The organism is Francisella frigiditurris (assembly GCF_001880225.1).
In the GTDB taxonomy this organism is placed as follows: domain Bacteria; phylum Pseudomonadota; class Gammaproteobacteria; order Francisellales; family Francisellaceae; genus Francisella; species Francisella frigiditurris.
In genome coordinates this window covers 954,016-974,313 of record NZ_CP009654.1, presented here as the reverse complement: position 1 = coordinate 974,313, position 20,298 = coordinate 954,016, and the positions used below count along the sequence as shown (strand labels likewise).

The window sequence follows — 20,298 nt, the reverse complement described above, 5'->3', positions numbered from 1 at the left end:
ATTTTTATGCAAACAGCAAATCAAAATATATGGATTCAAGATAGTAAGTCTGGAAATTTTAGACCAATTAATATTGCTCACGACATTAGTCTAGACTTTGAAACAAGTAGTATAAGATTTAGAATCCAAGCAACCGGATTCTTAAACGCATATGTAGTTGGTAAATTTAATGACTGGCAAAAACAAGAAGATCTAAAACTTACTTGGACTACTGATAATGATGACGGTAGCTTATGGTTAACTAAAGATATTTTTTCAATTGAGAATCTCATCCCAGGAACTAACCAATATACATTTATACTTGTTGACTTGGAAGGAAATGAATATAAAGTTTCAATTAATGATAGAACTTTTATTCCACTAAGTTTTAACTGGCTTATTGCTAGTGAGAAACTAGAAATAAAAGCCTCAGAAGATTTTATTACTCCTGGATTTACCTTAGACTTAGTTGCTATAACAGAATCAGTTACTAAACGTAAAAATATAATAGATGTTGAATGGGATATTTCACCTAAAAATCCACATATTCAAATCTCCGATAATAAGCTTTCCACAGATTCAAATCTAAATGATTTATCTGAAATTACCTTAACATGTTTCAGTAAAGCTAATCCCACTTTCACAGCTCAAAGAAATTTTAAAATAGTGAAAGAAAATAGAGATGGTAGCTTAATTCATTTTGTTAAAAAAGATCAAGAATATAGTGGTGATAATTTCAGCTGGGACTTATGGACATTCAATGAAGATAAGACCACCCAAATCGTTCCTTTTTCAAATAAAAGTGATTTTGGCTTATATGCTCTTTGCCAAAAAGAAAATGTAATCGCCAGAAAAAAACTCTGGAGTCTATATTGGCATAATGACTGGGCTGAGCAAACAAACTCTTTTGATATCTCCGACAAAAATGATAGTTACTATATTGTCTATGGAGACTCTATTATTTATACGTCGCTGATTGATGTTATAAATAGAACTAATCCTAGAATAAAATACGCAGTAATGGATGAAGCCGATAAAATTGTGGCTCACTTATCTGATACTCCTTTAATTGGCACCTTCTTTGAGCTTTGGATTAATTCTCAGAAAATTGATGATGTTGATTTGATTATAAAATATAACTCTCAACAACTAATATTTACAAACCTTCCAAAGAATATTAATGGCTCTGATTTGATAGAAATTCGAGCTAATAATACATTTTTGCCAACCAAAGTCTTAATGAGAAATTATTTAGATAAATTCTTTTATCCAGAAAATGATATGGGGATAACATTTAATGACTCTACAATATCTTTAAGGCTTTGGGCTCCAACAGCAAAAAAAGTTGAAGTTCTTTTATATAATGAAGACTTAACAACCAATAAAAAACAGCCAGATTTTTCCTTTGAACTAAAGCCAGAAAATAAATATGGAACTCATCACATAGAACTTAACAGTGCTGATTATGAGAACAAATATTATTTATATCGCTTATATTTTGATGATCTAGATCCAAGAGGTAAGCAGTATACTAGAGTAACTTATGCTATCGATCCATATGCTGTTGGATTGGGAGTGAATGGTGAAAAAGGTTTTCTAGTTAATTTAGATAGCCCCTCACTAATGCCTAATCAATGGCAAGAGCATAAATATTCAAGACTTGAGAATAAAGAAGATACTATTATATATGAAACTCATTTACGTGATTTTACTATAAGTTTAGAAAGTGGAATTCCTGAAAAACTAAGAGGTAAGTTTCTAGGAGCTTCTTACTCTGGAGCATATTACACTAATGAGGAATCTGGAGAAAAAGTCTCAACCGGAGTTGATAGCTTAGTAGAATTAGGAGTTACTCATATACATTTATTACCATTCTTTGATTTTTCTTCAGTAGATGAGTCAAAAACGAATGATAAAAATAATAGAAACTGGGGCTATGATCCTAAGAACTATAATGCCCCTGACGGTTGCTACTCGATAGATCCTTATAATCCATTACAAAGGATTATAGGGACTCGAAGCATGATTCTAGGATTCCATCAAAAAAATATTGGTGTAATTATGGATGTAGTTTACAACCATATGACAGATACTACTAACTTAGATAAGATTATTCCAAAATACTATTTTAGAACTGATCAGTTTGGTAGATTCACTAACGGTTCTGGCTGTGGTAATGAACTAGCAACAGAACGCCCTATGGTTAGTAAATTCATTCAAGATTCTGTAATGCACTGGGTTAAAAACTATAAAATAGATGGTATCCGTTTTGATTTAATGGAACTTATAGATTTAGATACTATTAAAAGTATAATAGCTAAGATCAAAGAGTTTGATCCTCGTATAATTATCTATGGTGAACCATGGAAAGGAGGAGACTCTCCTTTAACAAATGGAACTCATAGAGGCACACAAAAAAACCAAGACTTCTCAATCTTTAATGATTTTTTTAGGGATGCAATACGAGGAAATAATAATCCGGGAAATGGCTTTATCAATGGTGATGCTCACAACTCTTTAAACATCGGAAGAGTTATTGATGGACTAAAAGGTTCCATTCACGGACTTACTGCAAAGCCACTAGAATCTATAAACTATGTAGATGCTCACGATAACTATACACTATGGGATCATATTGAAAAAAGTCAGCAAAATAGCATAAAAGATGGTTCTTACCGAAGGGGTATTTTAGAAAATATTTTTGAAAGTACACTTGTTAGGCAAAATGCTCTTGCTTTAGGTATTATTTTAACTGCGCAAGGAATACCATTTATACATGGTGGTGCTGAATTTCTTAGAACAAAGCAGGGAGATCATAATAGCTATAGAAGTGGTGATGAAATCAACGCTTTTCACTGGTCTGATAAATTAGCATTTAAACCATTTTTTAATTATGTAAAAGGCTTAATAAAACTACGTAAAGAGCATCCAGCATTAAGAATAAGCGATCCAAGAATAATAGATAAATGCTTAAATATAACTACTGCTCATCATGACAATAGATCTGGTGTAATTATTTCTCACTTTAAAGATTATGCAAATGGTGATAGTTGGCAAGATATCGTGATTATATACAATGCTACAACAATTGATGGTTATGAAATAAATGATTTACTACCAAAACCGGAGAGCGGTTTCTGGCACATTGTTGCTGATCATGAGAAATCGGGTACAGAGACATTAAAGAAAGTCTGTGTTGGTAGTTTGCCACCACTAAGATCACATTCTTTAATGATTATTCATAGTTGAGATAAGCATTTAATAAAATATACTTTAAATACCTAATAAATTGGAGTTTATATGGGTAAAAAACTTTTTAAAAAATTAAAAAAATAGCCAATATTAATTCAAATAAGTGTTGTAAAGTCTAATAATCCTCATTGCTTTGCTCTAGCTCTTTGATCTATTGTTTTATTGCCTTTTAGTATTTTCACACTTTATATACTAGTTTTAATTTTTTATTGATTCTCTTTAGGCAACCATAGATCGGCTAATTCAGATGAGCTTAGTTTAGTAGCAGTCTGTGTGGTACCATCTACACTTCCTTCATACATAGTATTTTCTTTGGTTGGTATAGGATATATATTTTTCTCTGCCAGTTTACGACAGAACCTATAGATTACCTATATCAATTTGTAATTCATTTCCCTTAGTTCTTCCACTATGTCTTAGTTTCTTTATCTGTATATCCGTTAGTGTTGCCATTTGTTACTTCATACTTCAAAGTTAATAAACGCACAACTTGATGCATTCTGATTAATCTCTAGAAGTATTTAGTAAAGTTACTCATGTTTTCCAAAAAATTCATTATCCAGTGGTACAAATAGTCGTACAAATAAATAGTGAGCTTTAGTAGAACCTTATGAGACTTTATGAAACCATTATTTGGTGCCGAAGGTGGGAATCGAACCCACACTCTGTTGCCAGAACCGGATTTTGAATCCGGCGCGTCTACCAATTCCACCACTTCGGCATATTGTGAATAGTTATACTAATTGATAACTAAATTTCAGTCAATTATTATTTTTTATTTATAAATTTTCAGGCCAATTATCTATAGATGTGCCTAAAGACAATCCAAGCTCTGTTAATTTATCTTTTATTTCATTTAATGATTTTTTACCAAAATTAGGTGCTTTTAAAAGTTCTGTTTCAGTTTTTTGAACCAACTCACCAATAAATCTTATATTAACAGCTTTTAAACAGTTAGAAGATCTAGCTGTTAAACTAAGCTCTTCAACATGCTTTAATAACATAGGATCTAAATCTTTTGTTGGATCTTCAACAAAAATACTTTGATTAATATTCTCAACATCAACAACACCAGAAAGTTGGTTCTGTATTTTTGTAGCAGCCTGTCTAACAGCTTCTTCAGGAGAAACAACACCATTTGTTTTCACATCTAAGTGCAGTCTATCTAAATCTGTTCTTCTTCCAACACGAGCATCTGTTACATCAAAGTCACAAAAGACTACAGGAGAAAAAGTTCCATCTAGAAGAAATTCTCCATCTTTAAAATTTTCTTCAGTTGCTTTATAACCTGTACCTTTTTCAACTTTAGCTACTATACTAAGCTTTTTGCTTCCAAGATAATTACAGACAAATAGTTCTTTATTTAAAAGCTCAACTCCTTCAGAAGTTTCAGCTTCTCCAGAAAGAACTTCTCTCTCATCTCCATTTATTGAAAAGCTAATTGTACCACTGTCCACATCGTTTAAAGTAACAGCTAAAGCTTTCAAGTTTAATATAATATCAGCAACACACTCTTCACAAGGAATTGCATCTTCGTAAGAAGTAACTTTACCATCATTTATTTTTATAGCAGTTATGCAAGCACCTTCTGAAGCGTATAACATAGTTTGCTTAAGAGCATATCCTAATGTATAACCAAAACCTCTTTCCAAAGCCTCAAATGAAAACTTTGTTGCATTTTCTTGATAACTATCTATAACGATATTTGTAGGGTGTAATAAATTCTCTAGAACCATCATTTAACCTAATTTTATATTTTTATATTGACAAAAATAACACTATGCCGTGAATTATAGCATAATAAAACTTTTTTTTAACATAGTTAATTTGAATCAGAACTTTTTATCTTCTTAATACTATCTAACTTACTCTTTATTTTAGACTCAAAACCATTTACTGAAGGCTGATAGAACTCTCCTTTAATATTATCCGGGAAATATTCTTGTTTAACAAAAGAGTTAGGGTAATCATGCGGATAAAGATAATTACTATCTTTATAGTTTTTTAAATGTTTTGGCACTTCTATATTACGTGATGACTTAACCATGCTCAAAGCATCACTATAAGCCGTATAACTAGCGTTACTCTTAGGAGCCACTGCTAGATATATTGCTGCTTGAGCTAATACTAGCCTACCTTCTGGCAAACCTAATTTTTCATATGCATTCCAAGCATCAATTGCTATTCTTATAGCTTGTGGATCAGCATTTCCAATATCTTCAGATGCAATACAAAGCATTCTCCTTGCTACTACCAAAGGATCAACACCATTATCAAGCATCAAAGCTAACCAAAATATAGCCGCATCCGGATCTGTACCTCTTATTGACTTATGAAACGCTGAAAGTTGCTCATAAAACTCCTTTCCTTCTCTATGAAAATCACGCACCACATCACCAATAGCTATATCAAATAACTTTTCATCAAAAACAATCTCATTTTTCTTATCAGAAAGTAAATACATTCGCTCAATAAGATTAATAATCTTGCGACAGTCACCATCACTAAAATTATAAAAAGAATTATATAGATCTTCTTGTATGCTTACTTTTTTAGAAGACAACTCATCATCTTTCTTTAAAACTCGATCAATTAATTCTCTAACTTCATCTTTCTTTAGTGGATAAAGCCTTACTATCAAAAGTCGAGAAACTAAAGCATCATTTAAATAATAAGTTGGATTTTCTGTAGTAGCTCCAATAAGGATTATTTTACCACTTTCTATGTATGGTAAAAGCAGATCTTGTTGAGACTTATTAAACCTATGAATCTCATCCAAAAATAAAACAAAACTATCTAACTTTTCATTTTCTGAGATCAGCTTTCTTACTTCTTTTACTCCAGAATCAACTGCTGACAACTCAAAAAAAGCTAACTGTTTACTTTTTGCGATTATTCTTGCTAATGTAGTCTTACCTGTACCTGGCTTCCCACATAACACTAAAGAGAAAATGCCATCACTATTAAGCATTTTTGTAAGAATCCCATTAGGAGATAAAAGATGTTTCTGCCCTACTATTTCATTTATTGAAGTCGGTCTAATCCGCGCTGATAAAGGTATATAGTTTTTCATGAAACCTTTTTAAATTTTTTCTTAACAATTTCATAAAGAACTCCTTCCCTAACAGCCCCTTTCGATCTTTCCATAGAAACTATTCCAAATGAATCAAAAACAGCATACAAAATTGCAACGCCACCAGCTATTACATTCACCCTATCTTCTCTCAAGCCATCAAAACTAATATTTTGAACTAACTCTTTTGCTATCATTTTAGTGATAAGATCATTTAAAAATAATTGATTTACATTATCTTGCTTATTTAACGTTGAGTTTATTTTTATAACAGATTGTATCGTTCCAGAAGAACCAAGAGCAACATCCCAGCCTATATATTTATATTTTTTAACGATCGGCTCTATAAGCTTCTTTGTTTCTTCAACTGCTTTAAAGAAATTATCAAATGTTAATTTCCCTTCACTAAAAAAGTCATTTTGCACACCTACACAACCAACATCAAGACTTCTTGACGCCAGTATTGAATCTCCTCTACCAATCACTATCTCAGTAGATCCACCACCTATATCAACTATAAGTGTTTTATTTGTAGTTATAACATTATCTAAAGCTTGTCTAGCTCCCACATACACAAGCCTAGCTTCTTCTTTTCCAGATATTATTCTTATCTTAGTTCCTAAAGCCTTACTCAGCTTTTTCTTAAAAACTCGAATATTCCTTCTAGCTTTTCGTAAGGTATATGTACCTACAGCCTCTACATACTCAACTTGATAGTTTCTAATCTCTCTAGAAAAAGACTCTAGGCATGCTATAGCTCTAGCTTGAGTTTCATCATCTATAGTTAAGTCTTTACTTAGCCCTGCTCTTAACTGTATTTTTTCTTTTTGTTTGTAAATAGTGTTTACTTCACCACTATCAGAAATTTCACAAATAAGCATATGAAAACTGTTAGAGCCAAGATCAACTGTAGCTATTCGCTTAGACATTTTTTAATTTTTAAATCACGAATATAATTTAAGTAACAATGATATTACAAAAAAGTAGCTTAAAATAGCTAAAAAATTTTATTTTAAAACATTTTTATTGTAATATGACCTTAAAGTTAGATGCTAAAAGTGTTCAGTAGACTTGCATTTGATAATGAACTGAACAATCAAACTTATATATAAAAAACTTTATTTCTAAAATTTTAAAAATATATACCAAAGAATTATAAAATAAGGAAAATTAAAATATGTCAAAATGTGTAGATATTTCTGATGATCAATTCATAAGCGAAGTTATTGAAAGCAAAACTCCTGTGTTATTAGACTTTTGGGCTCCTTGGTGTGGACCATGCAAAATGATTGCTCCAATATTAGATCAAGTTGCTGCTCATTATGGTGATAAAGTAAAAATCTGCAAACTTAACATAGATGAGAATGAAGAAACTGCTATGAAGTTTGGCGTTCGTGGAGTGCCAACTTTAATGCTTTTTAAAAATGGAGAAAATGCTGAAACAAAAGTAGGTGTTGTTCAAAAAACTCAATTAATCGCTATGATCGATAAGTATCTATAGTCTTTCATCAAATATTTTCTACTACTAGAGAACAAGCAATGAATCTTAATGAATTAAAGTACAAGTCTGTTAACGAACTTATGGAAATTGCTCAAGGTCTTGATCTTGAATCACTTAGAGCAAGAAAACAAGAATTAATATTTTCTATACTTAAGCACTATGCTGATAATGGTGAAGATATCTACGGTGAAGGTATATTAGAAGTCTTACAAGATGGCTATGGATTTCTTAGATCGTCTGATAGCTCATACTTTGCTAGCCCCGATGATATTTATGTCTCACCTGCTTTTATCAGAAAATTAAACTTAAGAACTGGTGACAGCATTGTTGGTAAAATTCGCCCTCCAAGAGATAGTGAAAAATATTTCGCAGTTAAACACATTGATAGCGTTAACTTTGATTCTCCAGAACAAGCTAGAAAGAAAATTTTATTTGAAAACCTAACTCCTGAATATGCTAAAGAAAGGCTAAAAATGGAAATAGGTAATGGCTCTAGTGAAGATATCACTGCAAGGGTTATCGATTTGGCAGCACCTTTTGGTAAAGGTCAACGTGGACTTATTGTTGCTCCACCAAAGACTGGTAAAACTATTATGATGCAAAATATTGCAACATCTATTGCTAAAAACCATCCTGAATGTAACTTAATTATGCTACTTATCGATGAGCGCCCAGAGGAAGTAACTGAAATGCAACGCTCTGTAAGGGGTGAAGTGGTAGCATCTACGTTTGATGAACCTGCTGCTCGTCACGTCCAATTAGCTGAAATTGTGATCGAAAAAGCAAAAAGACTTGTTGAACATAAGCAAGACGTGGTTATTCTTTTAGACTCAATAACAAGATTAGCGAGAGCTTATAACACTGTTTCCCCTGCATCTGGTAGAGTACTTTCTGGAGGTGTCGAAGCAAATGCTTTACAAAAACCTAAGAGATTCTTTGGTGCAGCAAGAAATACAGCTGAAGGTGGTAGCTTAACAATCATTGCAACAGCTCTTGTTGAAACTGGTTCTAAAATGGATGAGGTTATCTTTGAGGAGTTTAAAGGTACTGGTAACATGGAGCTTCACCTTGATCGTAAAATTGCTGAACGTCGTGTATACCCTGCTATTAGTTTTGATAGATCTGGTACTCGTAGAGAAGAGTTACTTACAACTCAAGATGAATTACAAAAACTTTGGATTCTACGTAAGATTCTTGGTGGCATGGAAGATGTACAAGCTATGGAATTCTTAACTGAAAAAATGAAATCTTCTTTAACTAATGAAGAATTTTTTGAAATCATGAAAAGAGGCGCTATCTAAAATAAAATGAAATCTTTTAAAGATCTAAGAGAATTTATTACATATCTTGAAGAGAATAATCATCTAAAGAAAATATCTCAAAAAATATCTCCCTTCTTAGAAATGACTGAAATCTCTGATCGTGTCCTAAGAAGCAAGGGTCCTGCTCTACTATTTACAAATCCTGATCATCGCTCAAACATTCCTGTATTGACAAATCTTTTTGGAACTCCTGAAAGAATTGCAATTGCTTTAGGCTTAGATAGTGTTGATGAATTAAAGGAACTTGGAGAGCTTTTAGCATATTTAAAAGAACCTGAACCACCTAAAGGGTTTAAAGATGCTATAGATAAATTCCCTATCTTCAAACAAGTTCTCAACATGTCACCCAAAGTGGTAAAAAAACCTGTTTGCCAAGAAGTTGTGATTGATAAAGATAATATAAATCTTCACAGTCTCCCAATTCAAGTTTGTTGGCCTAAGGATGTTGCTCCTCTAATAACATGGGGACTAGTTATAACTAACAGCTTAAGAAAAGAAAGACTAAACCTAGGTATATACAGGCTCCAACTTTTAGGTAAAAATAAACTTATTATGAGATGGTTACATCATCGTGGTGGTGCCTTAGATTATCAAGCATGGTGTAAAAAACATGGAGATAAACCCTTTCCTGTAGCTGTAGCTATTGGTGCTGATCCAGCAACTACTTTAGCGGCTGTAACACCCATTCCAGATACTTTATCTGAATATGCTTTTGCTGGACTATTAAAAAAGCAAAAAGCAGAAGTTGCGAATGCTCTTACTAGTGATCTACTAGTGCCTGCTCATACAGAAATAGTACTCGAAGGATTCATATATCGTAATGAAACTGCACCTGAAGGCCCTTATGGTGATCACACAGGATACTATAACGAAGTTGAGGAGTTTCCTGTCTTTACAGTTGAAAAAATAACTCATCGTAAAAACCCTATTTATCATAGTACATATACAGGTAGACCACCTGATGAGCCTGCTATATTAGGCGTATCGTTTAATGAAATTTTTACTCCAATTATTCGTAAACAATTCCCTGAGATTATAGATTTCTATCTACCTCCGGAAGGTTGCTCTTACCGTATGGCTATTGTTAGTATTAAAAAACAATATCCTGGACATGCAAAACGAGTCATGATGGGAGTTTGGTCATATTTACGTCAATTTATGTACACTAAATTTGTTATCATTGTAGATGATGATATAAATGTACGTAGCTGGGAAGATGTTATATGGGCCATAACCACACGCATGGACCCAACCCGTGACACCACTCTAATTGATAATACTCCTATAGATTATTTAGATTTTGCTTCTCCAATATCTGGCTTAGGCTCAAAAATGGGTCTAGATGCAACAAATAAAATGCCAGGAGAAACTTCTAGAGAGTGGGGAGAAAAAATCGAAATGTCTGAAGAAGTTAAAAAGAAAATCGATGAAATCTGGGAAAGCCTAAAACTCAACTAAAGTATAATAGAGATTTAATAATGAAAACAAATTCAAATAAACACTTTATCTCTATACTTTTATTGCTTATTCTTGGTACTATTTGGGGCTCTGGCTATACTATAGCTAGATTCTGTATGACTCACGGAGTTCATCCACTTGGATATAGCTTCTGGCAATCATTAGGACCAATGATTGCTTTATTAGTTATAGTAATTGTGGCAAAGATTCCTTTTTCTATTAAGCCTAAATACATTCATTATTATTTAGCTTGTGGAATATTAGGAATTGTCATTCCAAATACTATTATGTATTTTTGTGCTCAACATATTCCCTCTGGCTTATTAACTGTATTAATTAATACTGTGCCAATTATAATTTTTCCGTTAAGCATTTTATTTTCTTTAGAAAGATTTGATTTAAAGAGATTTATCCTTGTGCTAATTGGTTTTATCGGAATTTTATTTACTATACTAAGTAATTTAAATCTTCCGGAGATAAATAACATCCCTTGGACAATTATTGCTTTAGTAGCACCTTTCTCATTTGCTTTATGTGCTGTATGGATTGCAGCATTTAAACCATTGCCTAGTAATTTTCTAAGCCTCTCTTTAGGAATGCTTACAACATCAACTATTATACTCATACCTATCACATTAAGCTTAGGACACTTTCACCCTATTAGTTTTCCATTAAATATAAATGACTGGTTGATATTATTGGAAATAATATTATCAAGTATTGGCTATGTGATTCTTTTTATATTAATCAAAGTTGCAGGACCTATCTACTACTCTCTAGTTGGTGGAGTTGCTTCTGCAGTAGGATTAATGTGGGGAGAAATATTCTATGATGAAAACTTAAACACAAACTCATGGATAGGTGTCAGTTTAATATTAATCACCATAATATCTTTAACGATACTATTAAAAAGAAAATATAAAGTTGAATAAAACTTAAAAAGAATTTGAAAGATTATTTTATTTGAGGATCTAGCTCACCAGTCTCATATCTTTGAAACATTTTTTCTAAAGAAATTGGTTTAATTTTAGATGCTTGGCCTGCTGAACCAAATGCAATATATCTAGCTTCGCATATTTCACTCATCGCTTTTTTAGATATTGCAAGATATTTTCTTGGATCAAACTCTGCTGGATTCTCTGCCAAGAATCTTCTTATAGCGCCTGTTGCCGCCATTCTTAAATCAGTGTCTATATTAACTTTTCTTACGCCGTACTTAATTGCCTCAACAATCTCTTCAACCGGCACACCATAAGTTTCACCCATATTTCCACCATAAGTATTAATAACTTCTAGCCAATCTTGAGGAACTGATGAAGAGCCATGCATTACTAAATGAGTGTTTGGAATTCTTGCATGAATTTCTTTTACTCTTTTAATTGATAAAACATCTCCAGTAGGTGGCTTAGTAAACTTATAAGCACCATGGCTTGTTCCTATAGCAATAGCTAAAGCATCTACCTTAGTTTTTCTTACAAAATCAGCTGCTTCTTCAGGGTCTGTTAGAAGTTGCTCTTTAGATAATGTCCCTTCAGCACCAATTCCATCTTCCTCACCTGCTTGCCCAGTTTCTAAAGAACCTAAACAACCAAGCTCCCCTTCAACTGACACTCCACAAGCATGAGCCATTTCTGCTGCTCTTTTTGTTACTTCAACATTATATTCATAACTCGCTGGAGTTTTTCCATCACTCATTAGAGATCCGTCCATCATCACAGATGAAAATCCTAATTGAATAGATCTTTGACAAACATCAGGAGATGTACCATGATCTTGGTGCATACATACTGGAATATGTGGATACTCCTCCACTGCTGCTTCAATTAAATGTTTAATAAAAGGTGCTCCAGCATATTTTCTTGCACCAGCTGAACCTTGTAAAATTACTGGTGAATTAATCTTATCAGCCGCTTCCATAACTGCTCTAACCTGCTCTAGATTATTCACATTAAATGCAGGTATTCCGTAATTGTTCTCTGCAGCATGATCTAGCAACTGCCTTAATGAAACTAAAGCCATCTTACTCTCCTTTAATATTTTATTTAACGTGTCCAGCTATTATTACTTTAATTTTGTTAGTGCTTCCATGCACTCCCATACTATCACCACTTGTTAATACTACAGGATCTCCATCCGCTACTAAGTTTCTTTTTTCAAGTTCCATACAAGCACATCTATTAACATACAGTTTAGACATTCTTGTAGAATCAAAAAATATTGGAATAACTCCTCTATATAGAGTCATTGCTCCAAGAGTCGGTGCATTTCTTGAAAGCGCATAAATTGGTAAGTCAGAGTTCAACCTAGACATCCATCTTGAAGTGTTTCCACCTTCAGTTAAAACCAACAAAGCTTTAGCTGAAATATCATTTGCAATATGCACTGCAGCTACAGAAACTGCATGATCAATACGATTATACTCTGCCACCCTATTCTTTTTAACAATATGTGTCCACTGACTATGTTCAGCAGCATCGCATATTCTTGCCATAGACTCTACAGTTTCCACAGGGTATTGACCAGCTGCTGTCTCTGCAGAAAGCATTACTGCATCAGTTCCATCAAAAACAGCATTTGCAACATCAGAAGCTTCTGCTCTTGTTGGTGATGAGTTCTCTATCATAGACTCCATCATTTGAGTTGCTGTAATAGATGCTTTTTCATTCTGCCTTGCTTTACTAATAATCATTTTTTGTATAGCAGGTACATTTTCATCACCTATTTCCACAGCAAGATCGCCTCTCGCAACCATTACTAAATCTGTAGCTTGAATAATACCTTTAAGGTTCTCTTTTTCTACAGCTTCAGCTCTTTCAATTTTTGCTACTAAAGCAGGCTTCCAACCAGCATCATTAATAAGCTGTCTAGCATATCTAATATCATCACCATCTCTAACAAACGAAACAGCTAAGAAATCAACTTTAAGCATAGCTGCAAGTTTAATATCTTCTTTATCTTTATCAGTCAAAGCAGGTGCTGTCAATCCACCACCTTTTTTATTAATACCTTTATTATTTGAAACTTTTCCACCAACAATCACTTTACAATGAACTTTTTTATTTTCAACTGTAGTTACTTCTAAAACAATTTTTCCATCATCAACAAGCAATATATCTTTTGGTTGAACGTCATCAACTAATTCTTTATAGTCTATTGAAACGGCTTTTTCATCACCTTCATTAACTCCCAAATTAGCATCTAACGTAAAAGTCTGTCCTTTTTTTATAATCACAGAACCATCTTTAAATTTAGATAGCCTAATTTTAGGTCCTTGCAAATCTCCTAAAATACCAACATATGTATCTAATTCTTTTGCCAACTCTCTAACAAGCTCTACTCGTTTTCTATGCTCTTCTGCTGTACCATGAGAAAAGTTACATCTTACTGCGTTAACACCAGCTTCTATCATAGCCTTAAGAACTTCTCTTGACTCGCTCGCTGGACCTAGAGTCGCTAATATTTTAGTTCGTCTCATACTAGAAAACCTCTTTTGTTATAAAACTACTTAAACCTTTCTTTAAGTATTTCTACTGCTGGTAATTTCTTACCTTCTAAAAATTCCAAGAAAGCGCCTCCTGCTGTAGATATATAAGAGATTTTATCTTTTATATCAAACTTCTCTATAGCGGCTATAGTATCTCCTCCACCTGCAACAGAAAAAGCATCGGATTCAGCTATAGCTAAAGATAAAGCTTTTGTTCCTTCTTCAAAATTAACAAACTCAAAAACACCTAAAGGTCCATTCCATAAAATAGTTTTAGAAGAGTTCACTATCTTTGTTATTATTGCTTCAGACTTAGGCCCAATATCCAAAATCATTTCATCTTCTTTTACTTCAGAAACATCTTTTATTGTTGCTTTTGCTGACTCACTAAACTCTTTTGCTACTCTAACATCTACTGGAACAGGAATCTTAACACCTAGCTTTTTAGCTTCTTCTAAAATACCCTTAGCTTCTTCGACAAGTTCTTCTTCATACAAAGACTTACCTACACTGTGACCTTCTGCCTTTATAAAAGTATTGGCAATACCTCCACCTACAATTAAAGTCTCAACTTTATTTAATAGGTTATGTAACACTGATAGTTTAGTTGAAACTTTTGAGCCACCAACTATAGCAGTCATAGGCTTTTTAGGAGATTTTAATGCCAGCTCTAAAGCTTTGATCTCAGCATCTAAAAGAAGTCCCGCACAAGCAACCTTAACATATTTTGCAATACCGTAAGTAGAAGCTTCAGCCCTATGTGCTGTAGCAAATGCATCCATAACGAACACATCACCTAATGCTGCCATTTTTTTAGAAAGAGTTTCATCACATTTCTTTTCACCTTTATTAAAGCGAACATTATCACAAAGAACTATTTCACCTTCATTTATAGAAATCCCATCTAACCAATTCTTTTCGAACCTCACTGGCTTTTTGATAATTTCTTCTAATGCTTTAGCAACTGGCTCTAAAGAAAATTCTGGATTATATTCACTTTCAGTTGGTCTTCCTAAATGTGATAAAAGAATAACTGAACCACCTTTCTTTAGAATATACTCAACTGTAGGAATAGCAGCTTCAATTCTGACTTTACTAGTTACTTTGCCATCTTTAACTGGGACATTAAAATCAACTCTTACAACAACTTTCTTATTTTTTAAATCAACATCTTTCACACTTAAAAAGTCCATTTCAGACCTCCTTTTTTTATAGAGATGCTAGTTTTTCAGCTACTTTCACCATTTGTTCAGTATAAGACATTTCGTTGTCATACCATGCCACAACTTTAACTAATGACTTATCTCCTAATGGAGTAACCTTAGTCTGAGTTGCATCAAATAAAGAACCATACGTAATACCAATAACATCTGAAGAAACTATCTCATCTTCAGTATAACCAAAAGAATCACTAGAAGAAGCTTTCATTACAGCATTAATCTCTTCAGCAGAAACTTTTTTAGAAACAACAGCAACTAGCTCTGTTAGTGAACCAGTTGCCACTGGAACACGTTGAGCAGCGCCATCTAATTTTCCAGCAAGATCAGGAATTACAAGACCAATAGCTTTAGCTGCACCAGTAGAATTTGGTACGATATTTACTGCTGCTGCTCTAGCACGACGTAAATCATTTTTACGATGTGGACCATCTAAAGTATTTTGATCACCCGTATATGCATGGATAGTCGTCATGAAGCCTTTTTCTATAGTAGCAAACTCATGTAACACTTTGGCCATCGGCGCTAAACAGTTCGTAGTGCATGAAGCAGCTGAAACTATAGTGTCTCCAGCTTTCAAAATATCATCATTCACTCCATAAACGACTGTTGGAAGATCATTTCCAGCAGGGGCAGAAATCACAACTTTTTTAGCACCTGCATCAATATGAGCCTGAGATTTAGCCTTTGAAACATAAGCTCCCGTACACTCTAACACAACGTCAATATCTAATTCTTTCCACGGTAGTTTAGAAGCATCTTCCTCACCCAAAAGATTTATTTCTTTTCCATCAACTATAAGAGCATTATCTTTAGCAAATACTGTATTGGACTTAGAATATCTACCTTGCGTCGAGTCATATTTTAATAAATGAGCTACCATCTCTGAAGTAGCTAATCCATTTATGGCAACGATTTCTATTCCTTCCTTACCAAACATCTGACGAAAAGCTAAACGCCCTATTCTACCAAATCCATTTATCGCTATTCTCATTCGATTATTCTCCTTTATATATATTTAGCAATGATTTTTACTAAATTATCTACTGTAAAGCCAAAATATTTCATTAATTCTTCTGCTGGAGCAGACTCTCCAAAAGAAGTCATTCCTTTTACCTCTCCTCCAGCCTTAGGCATATACTTATACCAAAGATCTGCTTGTGCCAACTCAACAAAAACTGCTGGAATATCATCTCTTATCACAGATTTTTTATACTCATCTGACTGCTCTTCAAAAACTTCTAAACAAGGTATTGAAGCAACATTAATAGATATTCCTTTCTTTTCATAGTCTTTTGCTACATTAATCGCCAACTCAACCTCAGATCCTGTTGCAACTATAGTAAGTTTTGCATCATTAGCCTCTTTCGCTAAATATCCTCCAAGATAGGCTTTCTTTGCCTTAGCTTCACTATCAACAACATTAGTAAGATTTTGTCTAGATAAAACCATTACACTTGGAACAGTTTTAGTTTTTAAAGCGCTATGCCAAGCAATCATAGTTTCAACAACATCTGCTGGTCTCCATACATTCAAATTAGGAATCAGTCTTAAACTAGGAATATGTTCAACTGGCTGATGAGTAGGTCCATCTTCTCCTAAACCAATAGAATCATGTGACATAACATAAACAACTGGTTGCTTCATTAAAGCACTCATTCTCATCGCATTTCTAGCATAATCACTAAAAACTAAGAAAGTTCCACCATATGGTCTGATACCACCATAAAGACTTAATCCATTCATTATAGCTGCCATACCAAACTCTCTAACACCATAAGATAAATAATTAGCACCCTTATCTGTATTATTTAACCATACAGAGCCACTCCAATTAGTATTGTTTGATCCTGTCAAATCAGCTGAGCCACCAAACATTTCTGGCAATTCCTGACAAAGAACTTCTAAAGACATTTGCGATGCTTTTCTAGTAGCAACCTTTTTATCAAAATTTATATGCGCATTAATATATTGTTCAACTTTCTGGTTTAAATCATTCGTCAAATCTTTTGATAAAACTCTATTTAATTCATTAAACTTTTCAATATTATTATCTTTGTATGCTTTAAACTTAACATTCCAATCAGATTCTAACTTATTTCCTTTTTCACAAGAATTCCAATAATTATATACTTCCGAAGGAATCTCAAAAGCTGGATACTCCCAGCCAAGTTTTTCTGCCACAGCATCTCTTTCTTCTTTATTTAATGGAGAGCCATGAACTGATGCAGTTCCTGCTTTAGTTGGAGATCCATAACCTATAGTAGTTTTACAGCAAATAAGAGTTGGTTTAGATTTTTCTGCTTGAGCCTTAATTATAGCTTTTTCTATATCTTTCCTATTGTGTCCGTCTACAGAATCTATAACTTGCCAACCATAAGCTCTAAATCTTTCAGGAGTATTATCTGTAAACCATTTTTCCGTATTGCCATCAATAGATATTGAGTTATCATCCCAAAAAGCTATAAGTTTGCCTAAGCCTAATGTCCCAGCCAAAGAACAAGCCTCATGAGAAACTCCTTCCATCAAGCACCCATCACCAAGAAATACATAAGTATAATGATCTATAATATTACTTCCTTCTACATTAAATTTATCTGCCAACAACTTTTCTCCCAAAGCCATTCCCACAGCATTAGCAACACCTTGTCCTAATGGGCCTGTTGTTGTTTCAACACCAGGAGTGTAGCCATACTCTGGATGTCCTGGAGTTTTTGAATGAAGCTGTCTAAAGTTTTTCAAGTCATCTATCGATAAATCATACCCTGATAAATGTAATAAAGAATATAAAAGCATAGATCCATGGCCATTAGATAAAATAAATCTATCTCTATTAATCCAATTAGGATTTGCTGGATTATGGTTTAAAAACTTTTTCCATAGCACTGTAGCTATATCAGCCATCCCCATAGGCATACCTGGGTGACCTGAATTTGCTTTTGAAACCGAATCTATTGATAAAAACCTTATTGCATCTACTGATTTTTGCTCTAAAGAAATTGACATGTTTGACTACCTATAAATAATAAATGAATAAAAACAAAAAACTTAATGTGCAAAATAATACAGCACTAACTTTAATAAAACAAGAAACTAAGCTAGAATTACAGCACTCTAAAAAGCTTATAAAAACGGCTAAAATGGATAAAAAATATAAGATTAACTATCATATTTTTGCAAAGCAAAAAAGAGAGTTAGAATTACAAGTAACCTTAAATGATCTTACAAAACTAAATGGATGCATTAATTCAGGAAGCTACACCTTTAATTGCAACTTCTTTTTCTTCGAAGAAAATTCTACTCCTACTGTTAAATATAATTTTACGGGGGTTATTGATCTTATTTGCCAAATGACATTAGAGATATTCCCATTTGAAATATTTGCTCAAAATACATTAGCTATTACTGACGATGATAGATTTTTAAAAAATGACCTATATGAGCCTTTTATTTGTGAAACAGAGATTCTTGACTTGAGAGATATAATTAAAGAAGAAGTTATTTTAGCTATACCTCTAGTTCCTAAAAAAGACTCTAGCACTTGTAAAATGTCAAAAAAACCTTCATACTATAGCGAACAAGAAGATCTTTCAGAAAAAAGGGAAAATCCTTTTGATATTCTAAAAGAATTAAAGAAGCGATAAGATCTCTATCTATTTAAAAAAAATATTTATATTAAAAATCGGAGGATTTTAAAATGGCTGTACAACAGGTTAAAAAAAGCAGATCAAGAAGAGACATGAGAAGATCTCATGATGCACTAAAATCTAGCACTCTATCGACTGACAAAGCTACGGGAGAATTACACTTAAGACATCATATTTCTCCTAACGGCTTTTACAAAGGTAAAAAAGTTGTAAATACCAAGTCAGAAGACTAATATTAATTAAAACCTTAATTTTATTTAGTAGATAACTAGGAAGAGATATAACTTATGGGCTACAAAATATCAATTGATGCCATGGGCGGCGACAACGGACTTAATACGACAATACCTGCAGTATTAGAAGCAGTAAAAAAAGATCAAAATCTTAGTGTCGTCTTAGTTGGTGATCATCATAAGGTTAAACGAGCTCTAGACAGATATTCTAAAGCTAAAAGAATTAAGCTTCCTATCTTACAAAGAATAGCTATTCACCACGCCAGTGAAACTGTTGGCATGGATGAATCACCTTCTTTAGCTGTTAGAAAAAAGAAAGATTCTTCAATGAGAGTCGCTGTCAATCTAGTTAAAGATGGATCCGTTGATGCTTGCGTAAGCGCTGGAAACACTGGTGCTTTAATGGCTATATCAAAGTTTGTTCTAAAAACAATAAATGGTGTAGATCGTCCAGCTATAGTATATGCTTTACCTGCTTATAATAAAAAAACAAAAAAAATTAGTCGCACATATATGCTTGACCTAGGTGCTAACGTAGTCTGCTCTTCTGAACAACTATTCCAGTTTGCGATAATGGGCTCAATATTAGCTGCTAGCTCAAAAGCAATTGCTGAACCTCGAGTATCTCTTTTGAACATAGGTGAGGAAGAGATGAAAGGTCTAGACAACATAAAGAATGCATCAAAATTATTACAAGCCTGTGATTTTATAAACTACAATGGTTACATTGAAGGTAATCATTTATTTGATGATGAAACAGATGTAATTGTTTGTGATGGTTTTGTGGGTAATGTTTCATTAAAAACAATGGAAGGCTCTCTAAAACTTGTAGAATCTTTAATAAGAAAAGTTGTTAATGACAGCTCTATATTTGTGAAACTTTCAATGCTTACTTCTATGCCTATATTTAGAAAAATAAAGAAAGGTCTCAACTTAGATAGCTTCAATGGCGCTTCCTTACTTGGTTTAACAGGAATAGTTGTAAAAAGCCACGGTGGAGCCACTGCTAATGCCTTTGAAACAGCTATCTATGAAGCTGTAAAAGAAATAAAATTCAACATTCCTAAAACAATTCAAGATTCTCTAGAAAAAGTTCTTTAATATTAAAATTAGTGTATAATTATTTTCTAAG

General features: G+C 33.2%; 16 protein-coding genes and 1 tRNA gene. 8 read left to right on the top strand and 9 right to left on the bottom strand.

Annotation, left to right across the window (positions count from 1 at the left end):
• Positions 1 to 6: 6 nt before the first annotated feature.
• Positions 7 to 3,228 carry a type I pullulanase gene (gene pulA, locus KX01_RS04820; protein WP_071663908.1) on the top strand — a complete coding sequence of 1,074 codons (3,222 nt, stop codon included), beginning with the start codon at positions 7 to 9 and terminating at the stop codon, positions 3,226 to 3,228.
• A gap of 637 nt (positions 3,229 to 3,865) precedes the next feature.
• Here the strand turns inward: pulA and KX01_RS04815 are convergent.
• The 4 genes from KX01_RS04815 to KX01_RS04800 form a co-directional block, all read right to left on the bottom strand.
• Positions 3,866 to 3,952 (bottom strand) — tRNA-Leu (locus KX01_RS04815).
• Positions 3,953 to 4,010: 58 nt separating this feature from the next.
• Positions 4,011 to 4,967, bottom strand: a complete 957-nt coding sequence (locus tag KX01_RS04810) for a DNA-directed RNA polymerase subunit alpha (protein ID WP_071663907.1) — start codon at positions 4,965 to 4,967, stop codon at positions 4,011 to 4,013.
• A gap of 86 nt (positions 4,968 to 5,053) precedes the next feature.
• Positions 5,054 to 6,304: a replication-associated recombination protein A gene (locus KX01_RS04805; RefSeq protein WP_071663906.1), complete on the bottom strand. Its 1,251-nt coding sequence runs from the start codon at positions 6,302 to 6,304 to the stop codon at positions 5,054 to 5,056.
• Complete coding sequence (locus tag KX01_RS04800; RefSeq protein WP_071663905.1) at positions 6,301 to 7,233, bottom strand: Ppx/GppA phosphatase family protein; 933 nt, start codon at positions 7,231 to 7,233, stop codon at positions 6,301 to 6,303. The genes KX01_RS04805 and KX01_RS04800 overlap by 4 nt, the downstream gene beginning before the upstream one ends.
• A 248-nt stretch (positions 7,234 to 7,481) precedes the next feature.
• On the opposite strand from KX01_RS04800, the gene trxA reads away from it, so the two are divergent.
• From trxA to KX01_RS04780, 4 genes are read left to right on the top strand one after another with little or no spacing between them, the layout of a single operon-like run.
• Entirely contained in the window at positions 7,482 to 7,805 is a 324-nt protein-coding gene (trxA, locus tag KX01_RS04795; protein ID WP_071663904.1) for a thioredoxin, read from the top strand.
• Between the two features lie 38 nt (positions 7,806 to 7,843).
• Positions 7,844 to 9,106, top strand: a complete 1,263-nt coding sequence (rho, locus tag KX01_RS04790; protein WP_071663903.1) for a transcription termination factor Rho — start codon at positions 7,844 to 7,846, stop codon at positions 9,104 to 9,106.
• A 6-nt stretch (positions 9,107 to 9,112) separates the two neighbouring features.
• Positions 9,113 to 10,585: a 4-hydroxy-3-polyprenylbenzoate decarboxylase gene (gene ubiD / locus KX01_RS04785; protein ID WP_071663902.1), complete on the top strand. Its 1,473-nt coding sequence runs from the start codon at positions 9,113 to 9,115 to the stop codon at positions 10,583 to 10,585.
• 20 nt (positions 10,586 to 10,605) lie between these two features.
• Entirely contained in the window at positions 10,606 to 11,517 is a 912-nt protein-coding gene (locus tag KX01_RS04780) for a DMT family transporter (protein ID WP_071663901.1), read from the top strand.
• 22 nt (positions 11,518 to 11,539) lie between these two features.
• Here KX01_RS04780 and fba read toward each other — a convergent pair whose 3' ends face one another.
• Genes fba through tkt form a run of 5 tightly spaced genes read right to left on the bottom strand, consistent with a single transcriptional unit; the run spans position 11,540 to position 18,292 of the window.
• Positions 11,540 to 12,604 carry a class II fructose-bisphosphate aldolase gene (fba, locus tag KX01_RS04775; RefSeq protein ID WP_071663900.1) on the bottom strand — a complete coding sequence of 355 codons (1,065 nt, stop codon included), beginning with the start codon at positions 12,602 to 12,604 and terminating at the stop codon, positions 11,540 to 11,542.
• Between the two features lie 19 nt (positions 12,605 to 12,623).
• Complete coding sequence (gene pyk / locus KX01_RS04770; RefSeq protein WP_071663899.1) at positions 12,624 to 14,060, bottom strand: pyruvate kinase; 1,437 nt, start codon at positions 14,058 to 14,060, stop codon at positions 12,624 to 12,626.
• Between the two features lie 26 nt (positions 14,061 to 14,086).
• Entirely contained in the window at positions 14,087 to 15,262 is a 1,176-nt protein-coding gene (locus tag KX01_RS04765; protein ID WP_071663898.1) for a phosphoglycerate kinase, read from the bottom strand.
• A gap of 16 nt (positions 15,263 to 15,278) precedes the next feature.
• On the bottom strand, positions 15,279 to 16,280 hold the full coding sequence (gene gap, locus KX01_RS04760) for a type I glyceraldehyde-3-phosphate dehydrogenase (RefSeq protein WP_071663897.1): 1,002 nt from the start codon (positions 16,278 to 16,280) through the stop codon (positions 15,279 to 15,281).
• A 14-nt stretch (positions 16,281 to 16,294) separates the two neighbouring features.
• On the bottom strand, positions 16,295 to 18,292 hold the full coding sequence (tkt, locus tag KX01_RS04755) for a transketolase (protein WP_071663896.1): 1,998 nt from the start codon (positions 18,290 to 18,292) through the stop codon (positions 16,295 to 16,297).
• Between the two features lie 23 nt (positions 18,293 to 18,315).
• On the opposite strand from tkt, the gene KX01_RS04750 reads away from it, so the two are divergent.
• From KX01_RS04750 to plsX, 3 genes are read left to right on the top strand one after another with little or no spacing between them, the layout of a single operon-like run.
• Positions 18,316 to 18,930, top strand: a complete 615-nt coding sequence (locus KX01_RS04750; protein WP_232223308.1) for a YceD family protein — start codon at positions 18,316 to 18,318, stop codon at positions 18,928 to 18,930.
• A gap of 53 nt (positions 18,931 to 18,983) precedes the next feature.
• Complete coding sequence (rpmF, locus tag KX01_RS04745) at positions 18,984 to 19,166, top strand: 50S ribosomal protein L32 (protein WP_071663895.1); 183 nt, start codon at positions 18,984 to 18,986, stop codon at positions 19,164 to 19,166.
• A gap of 54 nt (positions 19,167 to 19,220) precedes the next feature.
• On the top strand, positions 19,221 to 20,267 hold the full coding sequence (gene plsX / locus KX01_RS04740; RefSeq protein ID WP_071663894.1) for a phosphate acyltransferase PlsX: 1,047 nt from the start codon (positions 19,221 to 19,223) through the stop codon (positions 20,265 to 20,267).
• The last annotated feature ends 31 nt before the right edge of the window (positions 20,268 to 20,298 follow it).

What these genes read in the sequence shown, in the direction of transcription:
- pulA (WP_071663908.1), top strand. Translation starts at nt 7, where the DNA reads ATGCAAACAGCAAATCAAAATATATGGATTCAAGATAGTAAGTCTGGA.
- KX01_RS04810 (WP_071663907.1), bottom strand. Translation starts at nt 4,967, where the DNA reads ATGGTTCTAGAGAATTTATTACACCCTACAAATATCGTTATAGATAGT.
- KX01_RS04805 (WP_071663906.1), bottom strand. Translation starts at nt 6,304, where the DNA reads ATGAAAAACTATATACCTTTATCAGCGCGGATTAGACCGACTTCAATA.
- KX01_RS04800 (WP_071663905.1), bottom strand. Translation starts at nt 7,233, where the DNA reads ATGTCTAAGCGAATAGCTACAGTTGATCTTGGCTCTAACAGTTTTCAT.
- trxA (WP_071663904.1), top strand. Translation starts at nt 7,482, where the DNA reads ATGTCAAAATGTGTAGATATTTCTGATGATCAATTCATAAGCGAAGTT.
- rho (WP_071663903.1), top strand. Translation starts at nt 7,844, where the DNA reads ATGAATCTTAATGAATTAAAGTACAAGTCTGTTAACGAACTTATGGAA.
- ubiD (WP_071663902.1), top strand. Translation starts at nt 9,113, where the DNA reads ATGAAATCTTTTAAAGATCTAAGAGAATTTATTACATATCTTGAAGAG.
- KX01_RS04780 (WP_071663901.1), top strand. Translation starts at nt 10,606, where the DNA reads ATGAAAACAAATTCAAATAAACACTTTATCTCTATACTTTTATTGCTT.
- fba (WP_071663900.1), bottom strand. Translation starts at nt 12,604, where the DNA reads ATGGCTTTAGTTTCATTAAGGCAGTTGCTAGATCATGCTGCAGAGAAC.
- pyk (WP_071663899.1), bottom strand. Translation starts at nt 14,060, where the DNA reads ATGAGACGAACTAAAATATTAGCGACTCTAGGTCCAGCGAGCGAGTCA.
- KX01_RS04765 (WP_071663898.1), bottom strand. Translation starts at nt 15,262, where the DNA reads ATGGACTTTTTAAGTGTGAAAGATGTTGATTTAAAAAATAAGAAAGTT.
- gap (WP_071663897.1), bottom strand. Translation starts at nt 16,280, where the DNA reads ATGAGAATAGCGATAAATGGATTTGGTAGAATAGGGCGTTTAGCTTTT.
- tkt (WP_071663896.1), bottom strand. Translation starts at nt 18,292, where the DNA reads ATGTCAATTTCTTTAGAGCAAAAATCAGTAGATGCAATAAGGTTTTTA.
- KX01_RS04750 (WP_232223308.1), top strand. Translation starts at nt 18,316, where the DNA reads ATGAATAAAAACAAAAAACTTAATGTGCAAAATAATACAGCACTAACT.
- rpmF (WP_071663895.1), top strand. Translation starts at nt 18,984, where the DNA reads ATGGCTGTACAACAGGTTAAAAAAAGCAGATCAAGAAGAGACATGAGA.
- plsX (WP_071663894.1), top strand. Translation starts at nt 19,221, where the DNA reads ATGGGCTACAAAATATCAATTGATGCCATGGGCGGCGACAACGGACTT.